Source organism: Pseudomonas kilonensis, from assembly GCF_001269885.1.
In the GTDB taxonomy this organism is placed as follows: domain Bacteria; phylum Pseudomonadota; class Gammaproteobacteria; order Pseudomonadales; family Pseudomonadaceae; genus Aquipseudomonas; species Aquipseudomonas kilonensis.
In genome coordinates, this window is sequence record NZ_LHVH01000024.1 from 81,508 (window position 1) to 105,382 (window position 23,875).

At 62.2% G+C, this 23,875-nt stretch carries 15 protein-coding genes; 6 read left to right on the forward strand and 9 right to left on the reverse strand.

The genetic code is table 11. The annotated features are described in order from the left end of the window. The first annotated feature begins 229 nt into the window (after window positions 1-229). Genes AD662_RS16680 through AD662_RS16690 form a run of 3 tightly spaced genes read left to right on the forward strand, consistent with a single transcriptional unit; the run spans window position 230 to window position 5,711 of the window. Window positions 230-1,474, forward strand: coding sequence for an exonuclease SbcCD subunit D C-terminal domain-containing protein (locus AD662_RS16680; RefSeq protein WP_053188982.1), 1,245 nt, complete (start codon window positions 230-232; stop codon window positions 1,472-1,474). Beyond that, entirely contained in the window at window positions 1,471-5,112 is a 3,642-nt protein-coding gene (locus AD662_RS16685; protein ID WP_053188984.1) for an AAA family ATPase, read from the forward strand. Before AD662_RS16680 ends, AD662_RS16685 begins: the two co-directional genes overlap by 4 nt. Next, window positions 5,109-5,711 carry a glutathione S-transferase gene (locus AD662_RS16690; RefSeq protein ID WP_053188987.1) on the forward strand — a complete coding sequence of 201 codons (603 nt, stop codon included), beginning with the start codon at window positions 5,109-5,111 and terminating at the stop codon, window positions 5,709-5,711. Before AD662_RS16685 ends, AD662_RS16690 begins: the two co-directional genes overlap by 4 nt. A gap of 147 nt (window positions 5,712-5,858) precedes the next feature. Here the strand turns inward: AD662_RS16690 and AD662_RS29955 are convergent, their stop codons facing one another. From AD662_RS29955 to AD662_RS16720, 7 genes are all read right to left on the reverse strand, one after another. Then, the gene (locus tag AD662_RS29955) at window positions 5,859-5,984 is read right to left on the reverse strand and encodes a hypothetical protein (RefSeq protein WP_003180680.1); all 126 of its coding nucleotides are present in this window, start codon (window positions 5,982-5,984) and stop codon (window positions 5,859-5,861) included. Between the two features lie 174 nt (window positions 5,985-6,158). Next, window positions 6,159-6,338, reverse strand: coding sequence for a hypothetical protein (locus AD662_RS16695; protein ID WP_053188990.1), 180 nt, complete (start codon window positions 6,336-6,338; stop codon window positions 6,159-6,161). A gap of 156 nt (window positions 6,339-6,494) precedes the next feature. Continuing rightward, window positions 6,495-7,670 (reverse strand): lactonase family protein, encoded by a 1,176-nt coding sequence (locus tag AD662_RS16700; RefSeq protein ID WP_053188992.1) that lies wholly within the window; start codon window positions 7,668-7,670, stop codon window positions 6,495-6,497. Continuing rightward, entirely contained in the window at window positions 7,657-7,956 is a 300-nt protein-coding gene (locus AD662_RS16705) for a DUF5629 family protein (RefSeq protein WP_053189488.1), read from the reverse strand. The genes AD662_RS16700 and AD662_RS16705 overlap by 14 nt, the downstream gene beginning before the upstream one ends. A gap of 208 nt (window positions 7,957-8,164) precedes the next feature. Further along, entirely contained in the window at window positions 8,165-9,745 is a 1,581-nt protein-coding gene (locus AD662_RS16710) for an aldehyde dehydrogenase (NADP(+)) (protein ID WP_053188996.1), read from the reverse strand. A gap of 12 nt (window positions 9,746-9,757) precedes the next feature. Then, window positions 9,758-10,750, reverse strand: a complete 993-nt coding sequence (gene araD1 / locus AD662_RS16715) for an AraD1 family protein (protein WP_053188999.1) — start codon at window positions 10,748-10,750, stop codon at window positions 9,758-9,760. Between the two features lie 151 nt (window positions 10,751-10,901). After that, window positions 10,902-12,224: an MFS transporter gene (locus AD662_RS16720; RefSeq protein WP_018605826.1), complete on the reverse strand. Its 1,323-nt coding sequence runs from the start codon at window positions 12,222-12,224 to the stop codon at window positions 10,902-10,904. A gap of 193 nt (window positions 12,225-12,417) precedes the next feature. Between AD662_RS16720 and AD662_RS16725 the strand changes: the two genes are divergently transcribed. The 3 genes from AD662_RS16725 to AD662_RS16735 all read left to right on the forward strand — a co-directional run bounded on the left by AD662_RS16725 (window position 12,418) and on the right by AD662_RS16735 (window position 19,981). Further along, the gene (locus tag AD662_RS16725; RefSeq protein ID WP_053189001.1) at window positions 12,418-14,154 is read left to right on the forward strand and encodes an IlvD/Edd family dehydratase; all 1,737 of its coding nucleotides are present in this window, start codon (window positions 12,418-12,420) and stop codon (window positions 14,152-14,154) included. Between the two features lie 305 nt (window positions 14,155-14,459). After that, window positions 14,460-15,185: a FadR/GntR family transcriptional regulator gene (locus AD662_RS16730; RefSeq protein ID WP_018605822.1), complete on the forward strand. Its 726-nt coding sequence runs from the start codon at window positions 14,460-14,462 to the stop codon at window positions 15,183-15,185. 113 nt (window positions 15,186-15,298) lie between these two features. Further along, window positions 15,299-19,981 (forward strand): dermonecrotic toxin domain-containing protein, encoded by a 4,683-nt coding sequence (locus tag AD662_RS16735; protein WP_053189004.1) that lies wholly within the window; start codon window positions 15,299-15,301, stop codon window positions 19,979-19,981. A gap of 206 nt (window positions 19,982-20,187) precedes the next feature. Here the strand turns inward: AD662_RS16735 and AD662_RS16740 are convergent, their stop codons facing one another. Together AD662_RS16740 and AD662_RS16745 are read right to left on the reverse strand one after the other, a co-directional pair. Beyond that, window positions 20,188-22,563, reverse strand: a complete 2,376-nt coding sequence (locus tag AD662_RS16740) for an efflux RND transporter permease subunit (protein ID WP_053189006.1) — start codon at window positions 22,561-22,563, stop codon at window positions 20,188-20,190. A 43-nt stretch (window positions 22,564-22,606) separates the two neighbouring features. Next, a complete protein-coding gene (locus tag AD662_RS16745) occupies window positions 22,607-23,659 on the reverse strand; it encodes a WD40/YVTN/BNR-like repeat-containing protein (protein WP_053189009.1) in 1,053 nt (350 codons plus the stop codon). Window positions 23,660-23,875: the final 216 nt, after the last annotated feature.

Genomic DNA, 23,875 nt, shown 5'->3' on the forward strand with positions numbered 1-23,875 from the left:
ACGGGTGGGAGCAAGGCTTGCCCGCGATGCAGGCGATGCGGTCCCTCAGAAATCGAGTCGCCTTCATCGCGGGCAAGCCTTGCTCCCACATAAATCTCCTTGCCACAGGATCGGTGCTCATGGATCCAACGAAGTTGAACAAGTCCTCCCCCCGGTTTCCCAGTAAACTCTCCCTCTTTTAGCCGCCCTTCTCTTCACCGCGGCCATCATCTGTTTCCTGGAGTTCACCTTGCGTCTGTTTCACACCTCCGACTGGCACCTGGGGCAAAACCTGCACGGCCAGGAGCGCGATTTCGAACACGCCTGTTTCCTCGACTGGCTGCTGCGTCAACTGACCCACGAAAAGCCCGACGTGCTGCTGATCGCCGGCGACATCTTCGACACCGTCAACCCGCCGGTCAAAGCCCAGGAGCGGCTGTACGATTTCATCGTCAGCGCCCATGAACAAAACGCCAACCTGACCATCGTGATGATCGCCGGTAACCACGACTCCGGCTCGCGTATCGAACTGCCTGCGCCACTGATGCGGCGCTTGCGCACCCATGCCCTGGGCCGCGTGCTGTGGCTGGACGACGGTCAACTGGACGTCGAGCGCCTGTTGTTGCCGTTGCCCGATGCCAAGGGCAAGGTCAAGGCGTGGTGCCTGGCCCTGCCGTTCCTGCGCCCTGCCGAAGTCACCGGTGCGCAACTGGGCGACGACTACCTGCGAGGCATCGGCCAGGTGCATGAGCGGCTGATCGCCGCGGCCAACAGCAAGCGCAAGAAAGGCCAGGCGCTGATCGCCATCAGTCATGCGCACATGGCCGGCGGTTCGGTGTCCGAGGATTCCGAACGCAGCCTGATCATCGGCAACGCCGAGGCCCTGCCCGCCAGCCTGTTCGGCCCGAGCATCAGCTACGTCGCCCTCGGCCATTTGCACAAGCCGCAGAAGGTCAACGGTGAAGAGCGTATCCGCTACAGCGGTTCGCCGATCCCACTGTCATTTTCGGAGATCGGCTATCAGCATCAGATCCTCGACATCACCCTGGACCGCGAGGCCCTGGTCAAGGTCGAGCCGCGCCTGATCCCACGGGCCGTCAACCTGCAACGCCTGGGCCCGGCGCCCCTGGCCGATCTCCTGGGGCAACTCAAGGAACTGCCCGACATCGACCTGTTGGCCGATGTCCAGCGCCAACCCTGGCTGGAAGTACGGGTGCGCCTCGACGAACCGCAGCCCGACCTGCGTCACCAGGTTGAAACCGCACTGCAAGGCAAGGCCGTACGCCTGGTGCGGATCGGCGCCGAGTACGCCGGCAACGGGGGCGCCGGCAGTGCCGATGACGGCAGCGCGCTGGTGGAGCTGGATCAACTCAGCCCGCAAGAGTTGTTCAGCCGCGCCTGGCAGGACACCTACGGCAACGAAGTGGACGAACAGACCCTCAAGGACTTTGCCGTGCTGTTGCAAGACGTGCAGATGGAGAGCGAGCAGCCATGAAGATCCTCGCGATCCGCCTCAAGAACCTGGCATCCCTGGCCGGGCCGTTTGAAATCGATTTCACCGCCGAACCCTTGGCCAGCGCCGGCCTGTTCGCCATTACCGGCCCCACGGGCGCCGGCAAGAGCACGTTGCTCGACGCCTTGTGCCTGGCGCTGTTCGGCGCCGTGCCGCGCCTCAACAACACCGGCCGCGACGCCAAGGTGCCGGACGTCGATGGCGACATTGCCACCGGCGACCCACGCACGCTGTTGCGCCGTGGCACCGGCGATGGCTTTGCCGAAGTGGATTTTCGCGGCATCGACGGGCGCCGCTATCGGGCCCGCTGGGAAGCCAATCGCGCCCGGGAAAAAGCCGGCGGCAAGTTGCAAGCCAGCCGCCAGAGCCTGCGGGACCTGGACAACGATCAACTGCTGGCGAGCCAGAAAGGCGAATACAAGACCCAGCTCGAAGCGGCCCTGGGCCTGAACTTCGAACAGTTCACCCGTGCCGTGCTGCTGGCCCAGAGCGAGTTCAGCGCGTTCCTCAAGGCCGATGACAACGATCGCAGCGAACTGTTGGAAAAACTCACCGACACTGCCCTGTATACCCGCCTCGGCCGCCGCGCCTTCGATAAGGCCAAGCAAGCCAAGGACAGCCACCGGCAGTTGCAGGACCAGGCCACCGGTGTCACGCCGCTGCCCCCCGAGGCCCGGGCCGAGCTGGACCAGCGTTTCAACGACGCCCAGCAACTACTCAAGGCCCAACAGGCGCAACTCAAGCAACTGGAGCAGCAGCACACCTGGCTGCGCGACCTGGGCCTGTTGCAGGATGAACACGCCAGCGCCGCCGAACAGCTGCAACAGGCCCAGGCCGATTGGAACGCCCTGGCCGACGAACGCCTGAAACTGGTCCGCCTGGAACAACTGGCACCCCAACGCCATCAGTTCATCCGCCAGGCCGAACTGAGCCAACAGCTCGACCCCTTGGCCGTGCAGATCCAGCAGCTTACCCAGCAGCAGCTCAATCTCCATGACCAGCAGGCCGAACTGGAAAAAAGCCTGGGCGCCGCGCAACTGGCGCTGGCTGCGGCCCGGCAACACAGCAGCGACAGCGCGCCGTTGCTGCGCCAGGCCTTTGAAGAGCAAAGCACCCTGGCCCGCCTCGCCAGGGACGCCAGCCAGGGCGCCGAGCGCCAGGAACAGGCGCAACAGGCCTGCACCGAAGGCCAGCGCACCATCGATACCTTGCTCGAACAGCAAAAGCGGGTGGCCGAGCGCTTGCAGCGCATCGCCGGGGAGCTTGAGCAAAGCACGCACCTAGCACCGCTGAGCGATGCCTGGAACGCCTATCGCGATCGCCTCCAACAACTGATGCTGATCGGCAATCGCCTGAGCCAGGGCCAGGCCGAACTCGCCACGCTGGAACAAGGCGCCACCCGCGCCGCCGAGGAACTGGCCAGCCGCCGGCAAGACCTCGAAGTGCTGTACAAGGAAGCTGGCGCCGAGCCGGAGGCTGTGGCCGAACAGATCCAGTTGCTCGGCACCCTGCTGCAAGACAACCGCAAGCAATTGCGTGCCTTCGAAGACCTGACCCGGCTGTGGGCCAGTCAGCAAGAGCTGGACAAACGTGGCGCCGAGCTTGAACAACGCCAGCAACGAGCGTTGCAGGAACGTGACCGGCTGGTGCGCGAAGGCGGCGAAGCCAAGGCCGAACTGACCATTGCCGAACAGACCCTGACCGTCACCCGCGAGCTGCTGGAGCGCCAGCGCCTGGCCCGCAGCGAAAGCGTCGAGCAACTGCGCGCACAGTTGCAGGCTGAACAGCCCTGCCCCGTGTGCGGCAGCGTCGAGCATCCTTATCATCAGCCCGAAGCCCTGCTGGAAAACCTCGGGCGCTTCGATGAAACCGAAGAGGCCAACGCCCGCAAGGCCGTCGACCTGCTCAATGAAAAAGTCATCGACCTGCGGGCGCAATACAGCGGAGTCATCGCCCAGCTCAAGGAACTCAAACAGCAGCAGGAACAGCTTGCCAGCCAGCAACAGAGCCTGACGCCCAGCCTTGAAGCCCACCCGTTGTCGGCGCAACTGCTGACCCAGGACGCGAACAAGCGCGACGCCTGGCTGACCCAGCAAAACAGCCAACTGAACCTGCGCATCAGCCAGGACGAACAACGGCAAACCGCCCTGCTGACCCTGCAGCAAGACGCCGCGCGCATCGCACAGCGGCTACGTGAAGCCGAGGCAGCCAGCCAACAGGCGTCACAGCACCTGGGCAACCAGCAGCAGGAGCTGGCCCGCGACCGCCAGCGCCTGGACGAGGAGCTGAGCCACTTCAGCACCCTGCTACCCGCTGACACCCTACAGGCCTTGCGCAGCGAGCCCGCCGCAACCTTCCTGCAACTGGACCGGCAGATCGCCCAGCGCCTGGAGCAACTGGAACAGCAGCGCGACGAACTGGGCGAACAGCTCCAGCGCCAGCAGACCCTGGAGAAAGAGCAGGACCGCCAGCAGACCCGCCTCCAACAACTGGAAGCGGCCCGCCTGCAATTCAGCGCCCTGAGCGAGCAACAACAGGCCTGCCAGGAGAAACTCACGCAACTGCTCGGCGAGCACACCAGCGCCGAACAGTGGCAGCAACAACTCGACCAGCGCCTGGAACAGACGCGGGATGCCGAGGCGACGGCCAATCAGCAGTTGCAGCAATTGCGCAACGACCTGGTGCAACTGGCCGCCGAACTCAAGGCCCGCCAGGAACAGGCGCAATCCCTGGACCACGAACTTCAGGCGCTGGCCGCTGGTATCGCGCAATGGCGCACCACCCATCCGGAACTGGACGATGCCGCCCTCGAGGCCCTGCTCGGCCTGGACGACCACCATGTCAGCCAGTTGCGCCAGCGCTTGCTCAACAGCGAAAAAGCCATCGAGCAGGCCCGCGTCCTGCTCACCGAACGCGAGCAGCGCCTGCAAAACCATCAGGCCCAACACAACGGCAACCTGGCGCCCGAGCAACTCGCCCAAGCCCTCACCGAACTGCAAGGCCAATTCGCCGCCAGCGAACAGCACTGCGCCGAACTGCGCGCCGAACAGGCCGAGGATCAGCGCCGGCAGAACGCCAACCAGGCCCTGGCCCAGCAGATCGAACAGGCCTACGCCGAATACCAGCGCTGGGCACGCCTCGATGCCCTGATCGGTTCGGCCACCGGCGACCGCTTCCGCAAGCTGGCCCAGGCCTACAACCTCGACTTGCTGGTGCACCACGCCAATGCCCAATTGCGGCAACTGGTACGCCGCTACCGGCTCAAGCGCGGCGGCAGCATGCTCGGGCTGCTGGTGATGGACACGGAAATGGGCGATGAACTGCGCTCGGTGCATTCGTTGTCCGGCGGCGAAACCTTCCTGGTTTCCCTCGCCCTGGCATTGGGCCTGGCCTCGATGGCGTCCAGCACACTGAAGATCGAATCGCTGTTCATCGACGAAGGCTTCGGCAGCCTCGACCCCGAATCACTGCAACTGGCGATGGACGCCCTCGACGGCCTCCAGGCCCAGGGCCGCAAGGTCGCGGTGATTTCCCACGTACAGGAAATGCACGAGCGGATTCCGGTGCAGATCCAGGTGCGTCGCCAGGGCAACGGCTTGAGCACAGTGGAGGTGAAATGAGCCACGCCACGCTCTATTCCTTCCGCCGCTGCCCCTACGCGATGCGGGCGCGCATGGCCTTGCGCTACAGCGCGGTCGAGGTGGCGATTGTCGAAGTCAGCCTGAAGGCCAAGCCAGCCGAGATGCTCGCACTCTCCAGCAAAGGCACGGTGCCGGTGCTGCAGGTCGATGGCCGGGTGATCGATGAAAGCCTGGAGATCATGAACTGGGCCTTGGCCCGGCACGATCCGCAAGACTGGAGGCTACGGGACGATCCCGAAGGCCAGGCGCTGACGGCGGCGTTGATCGAGGAAAACGACCAGGTGTTCAAGCTGCACTTGAATCGCTACAAATACCCCGAACGCCATCCCGAATGCCCGAAGGAACATTACCGTAGCGAGGGTGAAAGCTTTCTGCGCAAGCTGGAGGCCCTGCTTGAAACCCGGCCGTTCCTGGCGGCGCATCACCCGAGCCTGGCCGACGTGGCAGTGATGCCCTTCATACGCCAGTTCGCCCACGTTGATCGCGAGTGGTTTGCCCAGGCGCCCTACCCTCGGCTACAGGACTGGTTGCAGAGGTTTCTGGATGGCGAGCTGTTCGTGGCGATCATGGCCAAGTAACCATTTGCACCCACCCCTGTGGCGAGGGGATTTCTGTGGGAGCAAGGCTTGCCCGCGATACAGGCGACTCGATTTCTGAAGGACCGCATCACCTTCATCGCGGGCAAGCCTTGCTCCCACAAAATATCAATAACTGGCCTGAGCCGATCAGTCACTCAGCAAACTCAATAATCGCTCACGCGCCACTTCCAACTCGCCGGAATCCGGCTGGGCCGCGGAGACAATCGGGGTGGAATAGAGAAACAGCAGCATCACTGCCAGACGCATCGCCATGGTGTCGATCCTTATCGGCAAAGGAGTCAATTTGTCAGCGTCAAATTTAAACACATGGCCAAGTGATATTACAGCAGGATTTCTCTGGAAACGACGAAGCCTGCGATCTTTTCTCTTTCACCTGATATTCAGTGAAGATGAAAAGATCGCAGGCTTCAGTCGTTGCGCGATCGTTCAGTGTTGGGTCTTGTGGTCCAACGCCGCATAGAAGGCGGCGCTTTGTTGCAGGTATTTCTCGGTGTAGCTCTGGGTGCGATTTTTCTTGTCGCTGATCTCGATGCTGGCGCTGGCTGGCAATGCCACCGTGGCGGAGATGGCGGAAGCGGCGATCACGGAGAAGAGATTCAGGTTCATGGCGGTAGACCTCGGATTCAGTTGGCTGACTTGCCCGGTGGGGCCGTGAAGCAAACTTACGCGCCGAGGCGTCCTGCGTTGAAATGCTTTGCATCACTTGCGAATATCAGTCTCGTTGATACAACGACGCAGGCCCCGAAAAACGAGGCCTGCGGTCTATTGACGGACCATGAACTTCAAATCGCTGGGCGCATCCATCGGCATTTTCTGCACGGTTTTACCCAGCAGGCCGGTCTTCGGATCGCGCTCGATCACCACGATCTGGTTGCTCTTCTGGTTGGCAATCAGCAGGAATTTCCCGCTCGGGTCGAGGCTGAATTCCCGTGGATGATCGCCTTCGACCGAGCGCCGCTGCAGCTCTTTGAGCGTGCCGGCGGCCGGGTCGATGGCGAACACCAGCACTTCGTTGGTGGTGCCACGGTTGCTGACGTAGAGGAACTTGCCATCCCTGGAAGCATGCAACGCTGCCGCCGCTTTACCCGGCTGGGGCTTTGCGTCGACCAGATCGACCAACTGGCGCTGGGTCAGGCGACCGTCCTGGTAATCGAATACCGCGACCTGGGCGGTCATCTCCATCGTCAGCCAGGCGTGCCTGCCATCGCCACTGAACAACAGATGGCGCGGCCCGCTGCCCGGCGGCAGTTGCACGAATGGCGGATCGGCAGGCGTCAGCGGCAGTTCGGGGTTGGCCTTGGGGTCGTAGCGGTAGACAAACACCTTGTCCGCCCCCAGGTCATTGGCGAACACGTATTTGCCGTCCGGTGACGGCACCGCGGAATGCACATGAGCGGATTTCTGCCGCTCGGGATTGACCCGACTCGGCTGATGGCTACCCGACTGGACCACCGGCGCCAGCTTGCCGTCCGGCCCCACCGGCAACACCACCAAGGTGCCGCCCGGGTTTTCCAGGACGGAATAGTTACTGACCAACAAATGCTGACCATCGTGGCTCAAGCTGGAATGGGTCGGCTCGTTGCCCAGGGACTGCACCTGGTTGATCAGGCTCAGTTCATGGGTCTTCGGGTCAATGGCGTAGCTGCTGACCTTGCCCACCGGGTCTTTCTGGCCCGGCCCGTTTTCGTTGACCACGAACAGCCGGCTCATGTCCTTGGTAAGGGTCAGCCATGAAGGGTTTTCAGTCTTGATCACTTGCAACGGGTTGGCATCGAGCTGGCCGGTGCGGCTGTCGAACTGCAACCGGTAGATACCCTGGCTCTGCCCGGCGGTGTAGGAGCCCACCAGCAGTTGATGGCGTTCTTCAGTGTCCGCCTGGACGCCCATGGCGCCCAGGCTGCCGGCCATCAACAACGGCCAGAGACTACGCATTTTCATTTTCTTCGTCGTCCTCATCGTCGTGGCCGCTGGTAGCCTCCACGCACTCCAAGTGGTGGTCGCCCGAATCGCTGGTGATGATCCAGTGGTTCAGGGTTTTATCGAAGGTCGCGGCCTGCATCTGCGCCGGCGTGAAACGCCAGTGCTCGAGGGTGCGGCCGTTCATGCACTCGACGTGCAACTGGTCCTGCTCGTCGAGGGAGAAATCGAACGCGTGCAGCCCATCGATAATCAGCATGTCGCAGGATTCGAGGGCGTGCAGCAGGGTGTCGGTTACGGCAGTCATGGCGATCAGTCGTTCATTGGGAAAGTCATCATGATAACCCAATGTGGGCGTGGGCCTTGGGCCATAAGGTTCGAAAGCCATTTCGACTGGTAGATCGCCTTCGCGAGCAAGCCCGCTCCCACATGGGAACGCATTCCAATGTGGGAGCGGGCTTGCTCGCGAAGAGGCCGGCACATTCAACTTGAATGTAACGGCCTTACCGCAACCCTCAGAGCGCCTCGCGCCCCGGCACGCCATCCACCAACCGCAGGATCCCCAGCGGGTTGGCATTCTTCAACGGCTCGGGCAACAGGCTGTCGGGGTAGTTCTGGAAGCACACCGGGCGCAGGAAGCGATCGATCGCCAGGGTGCCCACCGACGTACCACGGGCATCGGACGTCGCCGGGTAAGGCCCGCCGTGCACCATCGAATCACACACCTCCACCCCGGTCGGGTAACCGTTGAGCAGGATGCGGCCGACCTTCTGCTCCAGCAGCGGCGTCAGTTCGCTGAACCGCTCGAAGTCCGCCGGCTCGCCAATCATCGTTGCCGTCAGTTGGCCGTGCAGGCCGCTCAGCGCGGCGGTCAGTTGCGCCTGGTCCGCGACTTCGACAAACACCGTGGTCGGGCCGAACACTTCTTCTTGCAGCACCTCGTCACCGTTGATCAGCAGGCTGGCGTCGGCCTTGAACAACTGCGGCTGGGCCTGGTTGCCCTGCTGTTCGCGCCCGGCCAGGTGTTCGATGCCCGGGTGAGCCAGCAGCTTCTGCAGGCCGTTGCCGTAGCTTTGCAGCGTGCCGGCGTTGAGCATGGTCTGGGGTGCCTGGTCGCCGATCAGCGCGGCCACCTGCTGGGTGAAGGCAGTGAACTGGGGCGAACGAATGCCGATCACCAGGCCAGGGTTGGTACAGAACTGACCGCAGCCCTGCACCACCGAGGCGGTCAGGTCGCGCGCGACGCTCTCGGCGCGGGTTTCCAGCGCTTGGGGCAAGACGATTACCGGGTTGATGCTCGACATCTCGGCGAACACCGGGATCGGCTGCGGCCGTGCGGCGGCCATGTCGCACAGGGCGCGCCCGCCCTTGAGGGAACCGGTGAAGCCCACGGCCTGGATCGCCGGATGCTTGACCAGCCATTCGCCGACACCACCGCCGTAGATCATGTTGAACACACCCGCCGGCATCGCGGTTTTTTCAGCCGCGCGGATGATCGCATCGGCCACGTGCTCGGCGGTCGCCATGTGGCCGCTGTGGGCCTTGAACACCACCGGGCAACCGGCCGCCAGGGCTGAAGCCGTGTCGCCACCGGCGGTGGAAAATGCCAGGGGGAAGTTACTGGCGCCGAACACCGCCACCGGCCCCAGGCCAATGCGGTACTGACGCAGGTCCGGACGCGGCAACGGCGCGCGCTCAGGCAACGCCCGGTCGATGCGCGCACCGTAGAAATCGCCACGACGCAGGACCTTGGCGAACAGGCGCATCTGACCGCTGGTGCGACCGCGCTCGCCCTGGATCCGTGCCGCCGGCAGCGCGGTTTCACGGCAAACCACGGCCACGAACGCATCGCCCAAGGCGTCCAGCTCATCGGCAATGGCCTCGAGGAACTCGGCCCGACGCACCGCACTCAGGCTGCGGTAGGCGGGATAAGCCGCCGCGGCAGCCTTGGCGGCGGCGTCGACTTCTTCTGCCGTGGCCTGGACGAAGTCATGGGGCAAGGCTTCGCCGGTGCTGGCGTCGACGCTCTGCAGGCGAGTCTGGCCGGCGGCGCTGCGCGCCCCGCCGATGTAGTTGTGGCCAAGGATCTGGTTCATCGCAAGTCTCCTTTAAAGTGTGCCGATAGTACCCGGGTTGAACACCGCGTCCACCGGGGCAATGCCGTTGACCAGCGGCGCGCCGAATTCAGCCTGGCTGATTTCGAACACATCCCCCGGCTGCGTGCGGATGCCATCGGCGAACGACAGGGTCGCGGTGCCGAAGAAGTGAACGTGGACATCCCCCGGACGCAGGAACTGACTGTACTTGAAATGGTGGAATTCCAGGTTTTCGAGGCTGTGGCACATGTTCGCCTCGCCGCTGAGGAATTCGTTCTGCCACAGCACTTCGCCGTTGCGCAGGATACGACTGGTCCCGGACAGATGTTGAGGCAGTTCACCCACGCGAAGTTCCGGGCCAAAACTGCAACTGCGCAATTTCGAATGGGCCAGGTACAGGTAATTCTTGCGCTCCATCACGTGGTCGGAAAACTCGTTGCCCACGGCAAAGCCCAGGCGATACGGCTTGCCGTCGTGGCCGATGACATACAGGCCGCTGATTTCCGGCTCTTCGCCGGCGTCTTCGGCAAAGGGCGGCAGCGGGAACGGATGGCCCGGGCGGACCACAATGCTGCCGTCGCCCTTGTAGAACCATTCCGGTTGCACACCAGCCTGCCCGGCCAGGGGCTTGCCGCCCTCCACGCCCCACTTGAAGATGCGCATGGTGTCGGTCATGGCCGCTTCGTCACCGGCCTGCTGGTGCATCTTGTCCCGGGCCGAGGCACTGCCCAGGTGAGTCAGGCCAGTGCCGCTGACCAACAGGTGCGCCGGGTCCGGGTGGTCCAGCGGCGACAGGATGCGCAGGTCACCGAGCAACCGGGCGTAGTCATGGCTAGTCCCCAGGCCCAGGCTATTGACCTGTTGCTCAAGCTTCACGCCCGCTTCGATAGCCGCCAGAGCCAGGTCGCGCACGGTGCGAGCGCCCTGCACTTCGCGCACCTGATCGCCCTCGACCACACCGACGCGGCGTTCGCCGTGACTCAATTCGAACTGAACTAAACGCATGGGTTTTCTCCCTGTAAACAAAACTTGAATTCACCACCGCCCCCTTGTGGGAGCGGGCTTGCTCGCGAAGGCGGCGGCACATCCAACATTGGTGCAAGCTGACCCACCGCCTTCGCGAGCAAGCCCGCTCCCACAGTTGATCGCAGTAATTTCAGGTACGCGTCGCCCCGCGGGCGCTGGCGGCGAACTGGTCCGCCGGCAACACATGCTTGCGCTCCAGCAGGCGATAGACCACGCCGGTCAACACCAGGCCGAACACCATCACACAGGACAGGAAATACAACCCAGAGGCCAGGTTGCCGGTGTACTCCTTCAGCGCACCGATCACGAACGGGCCGATATAGCCACCCAGGTTGCCCACCGAGTTGATCAACGCAATGCCCGCCGCCGCACTGGCGCCGGCAAAGAAACGCCCCGGCAAGGTCCAGAACACCGCCGTGCAGGAAAACAGCGCGAACGCCACCAGGCACAGCGCCGCCAATTGCAACACCGGCACCGACAACCAGGCGCTGAGGAACAGACCGATGGCGCCCAGCACGTACAACACCGCCAGGTGACCGTAGCGGTCGTTCAAGCGGTCGGAGCTGCGGGGAATGATCAGCAAACCGATGATGCCGAAGATGTACGGCACCGACGACACGAAACCAGTCACCAGGTCGCTGCCGCCGAACTGCTTGATCAGCGTCGGCAACCACAGGCCCAGGCCGTAGATGCTCAAGGTCACCGGCAGGTAGAACAGCGCCAGCAGCAAGACACGCTTGTCCTTGAGGGCATGCAGCGGATTGCCGTGGCGGGTCTGGCCGTATTCCTGCAGGTCTTTTTTCAGTTCACCGGTCAGCCAGTCCTTCTCGGCCTGGTCCATCCATTTCACCTGTTGCGGGCCGTCCGGCAAGTAACGCAACACCGGCCAGGTCAACAGCACCGCCGGCAGGCCGATGACGATGAACAGCCACTGCCAGCCGTGCAGGCCAAGGATGCCGTCCATGCCCAGCAAGCCGCCGGACACCGGGCCGGTGATCATCATCGCGATGGGTTGGGACAGAATGAACAGGCCCAGGATCTTGCCGCGATGGCGCACCGGGAACCACTGGGTGATGTAGTACAGCACGCCCGGGAAGAACCCGGCTTCGGCCGCGCCCAGCAGAAAGCGCATCACATAGAAGCTATGCGGGCCTTGTACGAACGCCATGCCGATGGTGATCGCGCCCCAGGTGACCATGATCCGGGCGAACCAGCGCCGGGCACCGAAGCGCTCCAGCATCAGGTTGCTGGGGATCTCCAGCAGGAAATAACCGATGAAAAACAGCCCGGCACCCAGGCCGTAGGCGGCGTCACCAATACCGAGATCGGCGCCCATGTGCAGCTTGGCAAAACCCACCGCAGAGCGGTCCACGTAGGCGATCAGGTACAGCAGGATCAGGAAGGGAATCAGTTTCAGCGTGATGCGACGTATAAGCCGCAATTCCTGGCTCATGGGACCGGTCTCCGATTGTTGTTGTTATGGAACCTCGGGGGATTTCTCTCGCGAATGACCGCCAGGACAATCCCTCCATTGAATCGGACTATATAGTAATACTATTTACCCAACAACACTTCCAAACCGCACAAATAGCGCTTATGTTACCCTTCAGCTAGAACAATATAGTCATACAATAAGAGAATCGATCATGTCTGATAAGAAACCCTTCCTGCGCTCGGCCCAATGGTTTGGCACCGCCGACAAAAACGGCTTCATGTACCGCAGCTGGATGAAAAATCAGGGCATCGCCGACCATCAGTTCCACGGCAAGCCGATCATCGGCATCTGCAACACCTGGTCAGAGCTGACGCCGTGCAACGCGCACTTCCGGCAGATCGCCGAGCACGTCAAGCGTGGCGTGATCGAAGCCGGGGGCTTCCCCGTGGAATTCCCGGTGTTCTCCAACGGCGAGTCGAACCTGCGCCCCACCGCCATGCTGACCCGCAACCTGGCGAGCATGGACGTGGAAGAGGCGATTCGTGGCAACCCGATTGACGGCGTGGTGCTGCTCACCGGCTGCGACAAGACCACCCCCGCCCTGCTGATGGGCGCCGCCAGTTGTGACGTACCGGCCATCGTCGTTACCGGCGGGCCGATGCTCAACGGCAAGCACAAAGGCCAGGACATCGGCTCGGGCACGGTGGTCTGGCAATTGAGTGAACAGGTCAAGGCCGGCACCATCACCCTCGACGATTTCCTTGCGGCCGAGGGCGGCATGTCCCGCTCGGCCGGTACCTGCAACACCATGGGCACGGCCTCGACCATGGCCTGCATGGCCGAAGCCCTCGGCACCTCCCTGCCGCACAACGCGGCGATTCCGGCCGTGGATGCACGGCGTTATGTACTGGCCCACATGTCCGGCATGCGCGCCGTGGAAATGGTCCGTGAAGACCTGAAACTGTCGAAGATCCTGACCAAGGAAGCTTTCGAAAACGCCATCCGCGTCAATGCGGCCATCGGCGGTTCGACCAACGCGGTGATCCACCTCAAGGCCATTGCCGGGCGCATCGGCGTGCAACTGGACCTGGACGACTGGACCCGCATCGGTCGCGGCATGCCGACCATCGTCGACCTGCAACCGTCCGGGCGCTTCCTGATGGAAGAGTTCTACTACGCCGGTGGCCTGCCCGCCGTGCTGCGTCGCCTCGGCGAAGCCAACCTGATTCCCCATCCGAACGCCTTGACCGTCAACGGCAAGAGCCTCGGCGAAAACACCAAGGACGCGCCGATCTACGGCCAGGACGAGGTCATCCGCACCCTGGACAACCCGATCCGCGCCGACGGCGGTATCTGCGTGCTGCGCGGCAACCTGGCGCCACTGGGCGCGGTGCTCAAGCCGTCCGCCGCCACCGCCGAACTGATGCAGCATCGCGGTCGCGCGGTGGTGTTCGAGAACTTCGACGAGTACAAGGCACGGATCAACGACCCGGAACTGGACGTCGACGCCAACTCGATCCTGGTGATGAAAAACTGCGGGCCGAAGGGTTATCCAGGCATGGCTGAAGTCGGCAACATGGGTTTGCCCGCCAAGCTGTTGGCTCAGGGCGTGACGGACATGGTGCGGATTTCCGACGCACGCATGAGCGGCACCGCCTACGGCACGGTGGTCCTGCACGTGGCACCGGAAGCCGCCGCCGGCGGACCTCTGGCAGCGGTGAAGGAAGGCGACTGGATCGAACTCGATTGCGCCAGCGGCCGCCTGCACCTGGACATCCCGGACGCCGAACTCGCCGCGCGCCTGGCCGACCTGCCGCCACCGCAGAACCTGTTGGTGGGCGGTTATCGCCAGTTGTACATCGAGCACGTGCTGCAAGCGGACCAGGGCTGCGACTTCGACTTCCTGGTCGGCTGCCGCGGCGCCGAGGTGCCACGCCACTCCCACTGATCCACCCATCCCCTGTGGCATCCCCCTGTGGCATCCCCCTGTGGGATGCAAGCTTTTGTGGGAGCTGAGCTTGCTCGCGATAGCGGTGTAACAGACAACAGAGATGTTGACTGGAAGGACCTCATCGCGAGCAAGCTCAGCTCCCACAAAAAGCTCACTCCCACAATGGGTCTGTATCTCTCACAATGGGTCTGTATCTCCCACAATGGGTCTGTATCTAAATCAAAAATCGCACTAGCGACCCGCCATCGCCGCGCCTGCTATCATGCGCAGCACTCCCCTCGCACAGGATCGCGCCGCGTCCCATGGATTACCGTAAACCTTCCGACCGCAAAAGCATGCACGCGCGCATCGTCCAGGAACTGGGCATGCAGATCGTTTCCGGGCGCTTCAAACCGGACGATAAACTGCCCGCCGAAGCCTTGTTGTGCGAAGAGTACGCGGTCAGCCGTCCGGTGCTGCGTGAAGCCACCCGGGTGCTGGTCGCCAAGGGCCTGGTGTATTCGCGACCGCGCGTGGGCACGGTGGTCAAGGCCCGGCGGGAGTGGCACATGCTCGATCCGGATGTGCTGCATTGGCTGATGCAGAGCAGCCCGCAGAATGAATTCTTCAACCTGCTGACCAGCGTGCGCAGCATCATCGAGCCGGCCGCCGCCGCCCTCGCCGCACAGTTCGCCAACGAGGCCGACATCGCCTCCATCCGCGAGGCCTACCAACGCATGGAAGCGGCACCGACCCCCGAGGCCGTGCTGCAACCGGACCTGGACTTCCACAGCCGCATCGCCGACGCCACCCACAACGACCTGCTCGCCAACCTCTGCAACATGTTGTCGGTGGCCATCGCCGAGGCGCTCAAGCATTCCAACCAGCGGCCCAACCTGCATGAGCTGGCGATGCCACGCCACAAGGCGATCCTCACCGCCATCGAGAACCGCGACGCCCTCGGTGCCCGCCATGCCACGCTGGTGCAACTGGACGATGCCCGCAGCGCGCTGAATGTGGTGCTGGGCAGCGATCCCGACCAGGCCTGACATAACGCAGGCCCAACGGGTGGTATCTATATACCGCCCGCAGAGCAAGGAAATCCCGACACTTGACTCTCGCCGTCATCCCGACGGCCATGAGTTCAGGAAAAGGACTTCTTATGACCTCGCCCACACCGGCCGACACCCCCTCCGAGTTGGCACAAAACGTCAGCCAGCAATTCGCCAGCCGCCCGACCTTCGAGCAGGTCGCGCAACAAATGCTTGAACAAGCCATCACGGCAAAATACCCCTCGCTGACCATCGACCTCTCCAAGACCCAATTGGCAACGCCGAATGCAGCCGTTCACGCCTGGAACTTCCAACCCTTCATGCCCCTCGTGCTTGACTACCTGGCCCTCGACACACCCGTGGATTTCAGTTCACGGGGTCATCTTGACTGTTATCTTTCCGACTCGATTCCACACCGCCTTTGGTCAGGCGATGAAAAGCTGGACATGCAGGTCATCAAAAAGCTGTTGCTTGAACTGCCCTGGACCCTACCGATCGGGCTGGAGGATGCGCTGACCCGCTATTGGAACACCGACATCAGCCTCCACGCCCAAACCGACACCCATACCAGCCGCTGGCAATGGCTCAGCGACACCCTCAAAAACCTGCTGCATATCCGTGGGCTGCAACAGCCAGGCCTCACGGAACCAGCACGCGAGACCCTGGAGCAGATCGTCCGCTGGCCGGACCGTGAGCAACGCTTCAGCCGCAATACGCCCCCCGTCTACGCCTACAGCCTGGAAAGTACCGTCACCCAGGGCACCTCCAGCACCGTACTGCCCAGCAACGAGATCCTCCTGCTTCATTACACACGCTACGGGCTCATCATTCTGCTTTGCAGCCCCGGCAGCGCCGTGCAGTCCTTCGCATCGATGGACGCCTTCAATCGCCATTGGGGCGAACGGATCGCCAGCCGCTACATTGTCGACACCGTCACCTGCCAACGCTACGAGATCGGCGGCAATGCCTTCGACACCCAGGCCGCCCTGATATTGGAGCAGCAATTGGCCGACCTGAAGGCGGTGCAATTGCCCTCCCGAATTGGCCTGCAAGACCTCAAGACGCTCTACAACGAGCTAAGCGACCCGGCCCGCTATCTGCGCGACGCGCCACGCCTCACGCCTGAAACATCGACACGACTCGAGCCGCTACTACCCGAATGGTTGAAACAGGCGTCCCTGGCCGATCAAACAAGGTTCCAGCGCTACAGCCTGGCGCTGGCCAGTGCCAAGAAACGCGATCAAGGACGAACCTCTCTCAGTGACCTCAAGACTTTTACGGCTGACGCTTTACTCACGCTGATGAGCAAAACCAATGACAGCAGCCCGGCCAAGGCTCCCCCCAGCCAGTTCCAACCCGACGATGTGGCGCTGGTTTTCACCGTCTCCGCGGGGTATCCGGGGACCGTCGGCATCAGTGAGAAAAGAACGATGAGCCTGACTCAGCTGGCCATCGACAATCTCGTTGCACGCCCCAGTGGGCACCTGACACTCAGCCATCGCCTGGGTCTGGCGTTGCCTGCCTGGTTAACGCCGGACTTCATTACCCGCAAGGACGGGCTGATCGAACAGGCGGACATCGGCATGACCTATCCGCGTTATCTGCAACAGGAACTGTTGAGCGACTCGCCTCAAGCGCAGGAATACCAGCGAATGTTTGCCGAACAGCTCCCGGCGCAGTTGCCGCTTGAGGCACTGCAGCAAACGCTCAACGACGAAAACGGCATGACCCGCCAAGGGCTGCGTCTCATTGAGGCCCTGCTGCAACCCGACACGGCTGGTCGGCAGGTTGACGGCCGCCCCGTGGTCATTCGACACCTGGCCTTCCTGCGCAAGCCCCTGGCCCGGCCCGACATCGTGACCAACATGTTCATCGTCGAGGCACAGGACGTCGAAACGGGTCCACACCTTTTGTATCGCCCCCTGTACGCGCCGTCGCTGCTGGCGTTCCCGACGCGCCAGGCCCTGTTGCAGGCCGTCGCCGCCAAAGGGGATTTGCAAGACAGCATCCTGACCTGGATGTCCGACAGCGCACGCCCGGTGTATGCCAATGGTGGTTTCGCGGAGCCACACATTGTGCGTTTTTTCCAGGGTGACGAATTCAATCGTCCCGAAAAACCCGCTCCGGCGACACTCGCCACCCATGGCGCCAACGACGAACTGCTGCAATACCTGCACAAAGGCGAACTGATGCAGTACCTCTATGGCTGCAACGCCCAAGCGCTGGTCACCCAGGCCGACCGCCATTCAGTTTCCAACAGCGAAAGCCGCTGGGCGGTGTTTCTCCAGGGCGGCAGCCTGCTGTTCAATACGCTGCTGTTTCCGTTGCTGCGTGGCCCGGCCATGACCGTCGCCTGGCTATGGAGCCTGATGGCCAGCGCCAGTCATGATATCCCGGCCCTGAGCAGTGAAGATCCGACGACACGGGAACTCGCCGCCGTCGACTTGCTGGTCAACCTTGCCATGCTGGTGAGCCAATTTCCCTCCGCCCGTGCGCCCTCTCGTGCATCCGTGCCCACATCGGTCAAGGAACAAGCGATGCGCTCCCCCGCACCGCGTGTTGTCGAGCAGCAGTGGCCCGCACCCGCCTCGCCGAGAATCTTGGAAGGGTCCGTTGCCTTGCCCGGCGAACAATCCGAAGTCGCCAGCAGGACCCTCGATCTCAGGTACTCCACTCCCCGTTTCAATTTGACGCCGGAGCAACGCACCCGCATAAGGCGCATGCAGGTACTGCGCCCTGCGTCACTGCCTGAGCCGATTCAATATGGTCCTTTCAAGGGCTTGTACGTGATCGGCAACAAATGGCACGTATTCATGCAAGACAGCCTGTATCAGGTCAGCCCGGATCCGGACGGCAGCACCACGATTGTCGATCCGCTCGACCCCGCACGAACGGGTCCTGCGCTGCAATCAGACATTGACGGTAACTGGTCTATGGACCTGCGTTTACGCCTGCTGGGAGGCTCTCCCCCCAAACGCGTGGCGGACCAGCGTCGTCTCAATGCCCAAAGAGCCGCCGATTTGACCGGTGAGTTAACGGAATACCTCTCCCAGGAGTCCGGACGGGGAAAAGCCCTGGACATCGCCCAGCAAGTGATGACGAGGCTCGAAGAAGCAAGCGCTTATACCGAGGAGCAGCGCGCACCCAAACGAAAGGTGTTTTATGACCTGCTCAACGAGCAGACCGACATCTATTTGAAACTGCTGGACAGTGCGCCCGAACGCGCAAGGCTGGGCATTGGTTTGCCTTCCGCAAGCGTCCGCGGGCTGATGGAGAATGTCGTCAACAATGCCCGCAAGGCCTTCCTGATGGTGGAAATGGATCAACGGGCCCTCAATACCGCTCACCCGCAGTTTTTCGGAACGTTTGTGGAAGAAGACGTGGCTCGCGACATGCAGCGCTACGTGGTGTTCCTCGAAGCCATGAGCGACATCAATGATCGCGCCATCCATTGGCTGCAACTCAAGGATGAGTACCTGGAGAAGCTATTGAACCTGGATTCGGTGGGGGCCCAAGCGTTCGACCGCCTGACCCGCGGCCGTCCGCAGAATGAAAGGAATGTCATAGGCACCAAGGCCCTGCAGTTGGCCGCCCTGCCGATACTGGCCATCAAACACCCGGAAACCGACTTGCCCGATAGCCTGTATCGCATCGTCAAGCCATTGGCCGAGCAAGTACGCTCCCACGCTGACCTGCAACTGTACGACCTGAGCGCCTCTGAGCAGCTTGAGGTACTGACCAGCCTGACCGAGCATTATGGCGAAGCCCTCGACGCCTTGCAGGGCATGAAAACCCTTTATGCCGACGATATCAACGACGCCTATTTCGAGAAGCTGACCACGCTGCTTGACAGCCTGTACCAGGATGCGTCCGGCAAACTGGCGGCAGAAGTCAAACCCGAACCGACACCGCGCAAGCGCGCGCCCAAACGTCCCAAAGCACCTTCCGGAAGTCCTCAGAAAAAGGTGATCAAGACCCGCAGGAGTGGCGTTCTGATTGGTGACCTGAAACCGGCCGGCACCTCCTTGCCGATTGAAGTCGTCGAGTTGCGCTCCCAAGTCGACGATCAGGTGCTGTCCACCTATTCGCGTCACGACGACGTCTGGGACGTTGTCGACGTACGCCGACCGGCTCGAGCCCCCAGGACCCGATCGGTCAACGCGATCAAGGGCGATGCGCGAACACTGCTGGAGGAGCTGGAAGAACGTCTTCGCCGCGCTGAAAGCTATAAAAAGCGTTGCCGTCATCCTCAGGAAATCGAAGAGATCATGAACAATGAGGCCAGTCGCTTCCGTACGCTTTCTGAAGAACTCGACAGGGCCTTCTCAGCCTCACAAACGCCACGCACGCCGGCCGATCAAGCGCTGGGCAGGCAGTTGACCGAGGCCATTTCCAGACTGACGTCCAGGGGCAGCGCCCTGCGTGTCGAATTGAGCCTGCACCTGCCGCCCACCGACGGCAACCTCCAGTACCTGTTCGAACAGAACCTGATACAAGTCGCGCGACTGGGTGAGCGCAAAGCGTTGAAAGGCGCCCGCAAGGACTTCCTCCAGGAATATGCCATCAACAACCGTGACGGCTTCCCCCTCTGGTACGCGCATTTTCACTACGAAAAAATCGATACGCCGAAAGCCGACTACAGCGTCGCCCACCTGAAAACCAAGGCACAACGCCGGGAAGACTATCACTCGCTGCTCGCCAAGGCGGATAGTCCCTACGCGGTGGTGAATGTGCATCGAGGGAACATCGGCAAGCTCATGGCGCAGAGCAAGTTCTTGCCGTTGGCGACCTGATGACAACGCAAGCGTAAGGGTTGTGATGCCGCTCACCCAAGGCGGGGTCATTCATTGTGGCTAGGAATGATCAGCGTCTGAGCACCAGAAAAACCTGTGGGAGCGAGCTTGCTCGCGATTGCGCACTGACATTCAACACCTTCATTGACTGTCACACCGCTATCGCGAGCAAGCTCGCTCCCACATTGGGCAGGTTCTATCGTCGATCAATGAGCAAACAATGAATTGCCCTTCTGCCCCGCCAGTTTCTCGGGCTTGATCAGGAACCGCGCCAGCGCCGGCAACAGCCACAACGCGCCGAACATGTTCCACAGCAACATGAACGTCAGCATCAACCCCATGTCCGCCTGGAACTTGATGGCCGAGAAGATCCAGGTGCACACGCCGATCGCCAGGCACAAACCGGTGAACAGCACCGCCTTGCCGGTGGATTTCAGTGTCTGGTAGTAAGCCTCCTGCAACGGCAACCCGGCCCGCAGGAAACTTTCCAGGCGGCTGTAGATGTAGATGCCGTAGTCCACGCCGATGCCCACGCCCAGGGCCACGACTGGCAAGGTCGCGACCTTCACGCCAATGCCCATGAACGCCATCAGGGCGTTGCCCAGCACCGAGGTCAGCACCAGCGGCAGCACGATGCACAGCGTCGCCGCCCAGGAACGGAAGGTGATCATGCACATGGTCGCCACGCAGATGTACACCAGGACCAGGATGGTCAGCTCCGATTCCTTGATCACTTCATTGGTGGCCGCCTCGATGCCGGCGTTACCGGCGGCAAGGATGAATTCCAGGCCATCGCGGTTGTTTTCCTTGGCAAAGTCCTGCACCGCCTTCACCGCACGGTCCAGGGTCTCGGCCTTGTGGTCGTTGAGGAACACCAGCACCGGCGCCAGGGAGCAACTGTTGTTGTACAGGCCATCGGCCCGGGCAATGGAGTTGTTCAGCACGTCAGGGTTGCGCGACAGGGTCTCCCATTTCAGGTTGCCCTCGTTCATGCCCTTGATCATTTGCTTGGACACAGTCACCAGGGAAATCGCCGACTGCACCCCCTCGGTGTTCTGCATCTTCCACATCAGCTCGTCGATGGGGGCCATGGCTTCATAGCGCGAGCAACCTTCGGTCTTGGTCTTGACCATCACCACCAGTACATCGGAGCTGGTGGAATAATTGCTGATGATGAAATTGTTGTCCTGGTTGTAGCGCGAGTCCGGACGCAATTCCGGCGCGCCCTGGTCCAGGTCACCGATCTTCAGGTTCTGGCTGTACCAGAGGCCACCGCCAAAGGCGACCACCGCCAGGGCAATGGACACCGGCGCGACCTTGGCGCTGGCGAAGTTCGACAGCAGGCGCCAGAACGGATGTTCGCGGGTCGCGTCTTTCTTGCTGCGCTCGACCGCACGCTTGCTGATGCCGGCGTAGGAGATCGCCACCGGCAGCAGGATCAAGTTGGTGAACACGATCACCGCCACGCCGATGGAGGCGCCGATGGCCAGTTCGCGGATCACGCCGATGTCGATGATCAGCAAGGTGATGAAGCCCACGGCGTCCGCCAGGATCGCGATCATCCCCGGCAGGAACAACTGCCGGAAGGTACGCCGCGCCGCTGTCAGGGCGTTGTCCGCCTCGCTGGACTGCAAGGCGATGCCGTTGATTTTCTGCACCCCATGGGAGATGCCGATGGCGAAGATCAGGAACGGCACCAGCATCGAGTACGGATCCAGGCCGAAACCGGCCGCATGCATCAACCCCAGTTGCCAGACCACGGCCACCAGGGTGGTGGTCAACACCGCCACGGTGCTGCGCATGCAGTTGGTGAACCAGTACAGCAGGATCAGGGTGATGACGAAGGCCACGCCGAAGAACAGCACCACCATGATCAGGCCGTCGATCAGGTCGCCGACCTTCTTGGCGAAACCGACGATGTGGATCTGCACGTTGGGGTTCTGGGCTTCGAACTTGTTGCGGATCTTGTCTTCAAGCTCGTGGGAGAACTTCTGGTAATCCAGGGCGAGCAACTTGCCCTGGTCCTGCGGGTCGGGATAAGACTCCAGCAGCGGGATGTCGATGATGCTCGACTTGAAGTCGTTGGCCACCAGGCGCCCGACCTGGCCGGACTTGAGCACGTTGTTGCGCAGCAGGTCGAGGCTGTCGGCCGAACCGTTGTAGCTCTGGGGGATCACCTCACCACCGGCGAAGCCCTCCTCCGTCACTTCGGTCCAGCGCACGCTGGGGCTCCACAACGACTTGAGCCCGGAACGGTCGACGCCGGAGATGTAGAAGACCTCGTCGTGGATCTGGCGCAGGGTCTCCATGTAGTCCTTGGAGAAGATGTCGCCATTGGTGGCTTCCACGGAAATACGCACCGTGTTGCCGAGGTTCGCCAGGTCGTTGCGGTGCTCGAGCATCTTCTGGATGAAGGGGTGCTCGAGGGGGATCATTTTTTCGAAACTGGTGGAGGGCCGGATCAGCGTGGCCTGCCAGAACAGGAAAACGCTGACCAACAGGCAAATGATGATCACTGCCGGGCGGTTGTTGAAAATCAGGCGCTCGAGGAACGTCGCCTTGTCTTGGTGATGACTGCTCATGGGTTCCGCCTTCTTGTTTTTGTGCCCGTCTTGCAGGACTGACTCATTTGCTCAGTTCGGCGCCGGTGGACGTGGTGGCACGCACGCCGCCTTGCCCCGCCAGGATCAGGTTGCCGTTGCCTGCCGCCGTGACGGCTGCCACGGAAATCCGGTCCGGGCGGTTGAACACGCTGAAGGTCTCGCCGTCGTCGGTACTGCGCACCACGCTGCCGCCGTTGCCGACAATCACGATGGAACCGTCCGCCAGCAGCGTGGCGCCTGACAGGCCGAACTCCAGGGCACCGCGCGCGGCCTTGAGCTCGACCTGATCCCACGTGCCGCCGAAGTCAGTGGAACGATACAGGTTGCCGCGCAAGCCGTAGGCCAGCAGCGTCGACGGCTGGGCGGTGCCGATGACCCCGAACAGCGAGCCTTCGTACGGGCCTTCGACCTTTTCCCAGGTCTGGCCCCAGTCGGCGGAGCGGAACATGCTGCCGGCCTCGCCGACAATGAACAGCCCGGCGTCTTTCACGGCGGCTATCGCATTGAGGTGGAACTGGTCTTCGTTTTCGAGGCGGTCGCTGGCGTCTTCCCAGTGCTTGCCGCCGTCGGTGGTTTCCAGCAGTGCGCCGTAGGCGCCCACGGCGAAACCGTTGCTGGCATCCTTGAACCAGACGTCCAGCAAGGGTGCTTCGCGGGTAAGGTCTTCGAATTGCTTGGTCCAGGTGCTGCCACCGTCATCGCTGGCGAGGATCTGCGCGTCGTGCCCCACGGCCCAGCCGTGTTTGTCATCGACGAAAAATACCGCGGTGAGCAGTTGGCGAGTCGGCACCTTGGCCTGGGTCCAGGACGTGCCCTGGTCGTCGGAATAGACAATGTGCCCACGGTCACCGACCGCCACCAGGCGCTGGCCGGCGTGGACCACATCGAGCATCAGGGTTTTGCTGGCCTTGGCCGACTCGACGGAATAGATGACATCGGACGTCGACGCCGCAACAGCCATCACCGGTGCCGACAATACCGCAGAGCCCAGCAGCGAGAGCGCCGAAGCCAGCAACGCAACTCTGCGCAGCATCGGCGGCCGGCTGCGGCCCACAGCCATGACAGGCTCATTCATAGACCTTTCCCCCATTATTATTGTTATGGCTTGGTGTGTTGCCAGTCCTGGAGCATAGTCCTGAAACCTGCAATCTAGAGCCACTTCGGAAGCTGATCTATCCTATCGGGCTTTCGAAAGGTCTGACAATCGACACCGCGTTATCTTTTGTTAACCACGGGGCTATTGGCCAAGGGTGAATCAGAAGACATTCGCGAGGGTGATGAATGTGGCGAG

Bases quoted from the DNA above. Each gene is read 5' to 3' on its own strand.
- AD662_RS16685 (WP_053188984.1), top strand. From the start codon at position 1,471: ATGAAGATCCTCGCGATCCGCCTCAAGAACCTGGCATCCCTGGCCGGG.
- AD662_RS16690 (WP_053188987.1), top strand. From the start codon at position 5,109: ATGAGCCACGCCACGCTCTATTCCTTCCGCCGCTGCCCCTACGCGATG.
- AD662_RS29955 (WP_003180680.1), bottom strand. From the start codon at position 5,984: ATGGCGATGCGTCTGGCAGTGATGCTGCTGTTTCTCTATTCCACCCCG.
- AD662_RS16695 (WP_053188990.1), bottom strand. From the start codon at position 6,338: ATGAACCTGAATCTCTTCTCCGTGATCGCCGCTTCCGCCATCTCCGCC.
- AD662_RS16700 (WP_053188992.1), bottom strand. From the start codon at position 7,670: ATGAAAATGCGTAGTCTCTGGCCGTTGTTGATGGCCGGCAGCCTGGGC.
- AD662_RS16705 (WP_053189488.1), bottom strand. From the start codon at position 7,956: ATGACTGCCGTAACCGACACCCTGCTGCACGCCCTCGAATCCTGCGAC.
- AD662_RS16710 (WP_053188996.1), bottom strand. From the start codon at position 9,745: ATGAACCAGATCCTTGGCCACAACTACATCGGCGGGGCGCGCAGCGCC.
- araD1 (WP_053188999.1), bottom strand. From the start codon at position 10,750: ATGCGTTTAGTTCAGTTCGAATTGAGTCACGGCGAACGCCGCGTCGGT.
- AD662_RS16720 (WP_018605826.1), bottom strand. From the start codon at position 12,224: ATGAGCCAGGAATTGCGGCTTATACGTCGCATCACGCTGAAACTGATT.
- AD662_RS16725 (WP_053189001.1), top strand. From the start codon at position 12,418: ATGTCTGATAAGAAACCCTTCCTGCGCTCGGCCCAATGGTTTGGCACC.
- AD662_RS16730 (WP_018605822.1), top strand. From the start codon at position 14,460: ATGGATTACCGTAAACCTTCCGACCGCAAAAGCATGCACGCGCGCATC.
- AD662_RS16735 (WP_053189004.1), top strand. From the start codon at position 15,299: ATGACCTCGCCCACACCGGCCGACACCCCCTCCGAGTTGGCACAAAAC.
- AD662_RS16740 (WP_053189006.1), bottom strand. From the start codon at position 22,563: ATGAGCAGTCATCACCAAGACAAGGCGACGTTCCTCGAGCGCCTGATT.
- AD662_RS16745 (WP_053189009.1), bottom strand. From the start codon at position 23,659: ATGAATGAGCCTGTCATGGCTGTGGGCCGCAGCCGGCCGCCGATGCTG.